We start from the raw sequence: 794 nt of genomic DNA, 5'->3' as shown, positions 1-794 counted from the left end.
CCGCGGACATCGGCCTCAAGGGCATGATCGTCACCGACGCCGACGGCAAGCAGGTCGAGGGCTTCCAGGTCCACCTCGGTGGCGGGCTCGGCCTGGACGCCGGGTTCGGCCGCAAGCTGCGCGGCCACAAGGTGACGGCCACCGAGCTGTCGGACTACGTCGAGCGCGTGGTGCGCAACTTCGTGGCCAAGCGAGAGGCGGACGAGCGTTTCGCCCAGTGGGTCGCCCGCGCGGACGAGGGTGATCTGAAATGAGCGAGCGGGCCACCCCCTTCTACTGCCCCTACTGCGGCGACGAGGACCTTCGTCCGCAGGAGGAGCCCAGCTACTCGTGGCTGTGCTCCGCCTGCCGCCGCGTGTTCACCGTGAAGTTCGTTGGTCTCAACCTTCCTCAGGAGGTGCAGCGATGACCGCCCCCACCAGGGTCGAGGAACTGAAGGTGATCGCCGAGGCCGCTTCGGTCGAGCTGGCGGAGGCCAGTGCCGAAGAGGCTCTCGCGTGGACCGCCCGGACGTTCGGCGAGAGCTGGATCGTCGCGTCGAACATGCAGGACGCGGTGCTGATCGACCTGGCGTCCAAGGTGAAGCCGGACGTGGACGTGCTGTTCCTGGAGACCGGCTACCACTTCGCCGAGACGATCGGCACGCGTGACGCGGTCGACCTGGTGTACCCGGACGTGCACATCGTGAACGCGGCGGCGGAGCAGTCGGTGGCCGATCAGGAGGCCGAGTTCGGTCTGTTGAACCAGACCGACCCGACCAGGTGCTGCCAGTTGCGCAAGGTCATCCCGTTGCA

At 67.5% G+C, this 794-nt stretch carries 2 protein-coding genes and 1 pseudogene; all 3 read left to right on the top strand.

Annotation, left to right across the window (positions count from 1 at the left end; translation table 11 throughout):
• Positions 1–254 (top strand): annotated as a pseudogene (locus ACFQ3T_RS37070) (nitrite/sulfite reductase); the annotation flags it as partial.
• Positions 251–409: an Insertion element protein gene (locus ACFQ3T_RS37065; protein ID WP_380730831.1), complete on the top strand. Its 159-nt coding sequence runs from the start codon at positions 251–253 to the stop codon at positions 407–409. The pseudogene ACFQ3T_RS37070 and the gene ACFQ3T_RS37065, both read left to right, overlap by 4 nt.
• Positions 406–794 (top strand): phosphoadenosine phosphosulfate reductase domain-containing protein (locus ACFQ3T_RS37060; protein ID WP_380730829.1); only part of this gene is annotated, 389 nt, incomplete at its 3' end. The genes ACFQ3T_RS37065 and ACFQ3T_RS37060, both read left to right, overlap by 4 nt.

This window comes from Saccharothrix hoggarensis (assembly GCF_042678885.1).
Taxonomy (GTDB): domain Bacteria; phylum Actinomycetota; class Actinomycetes; order Mycobacteriales; family Pseudonocardiaceae; genus Actinosynnema; species Actinosynnema hoggarensis.
Note: the sequence above shows the minus strand (reverse complement) of the source record. Positions and strands in the feature narration are given on the sequence as shown.

What these genes read in the sequence shown, in the direction of transcription:
- ACFQ3T_RS37065 (WP_380730831.1), top strand. Translation starts at nt 251, where the DNA reads ATGAGCGAGCGGGCCACCCCCTTCTACTGCCCCTACTGCGGCGACGAG.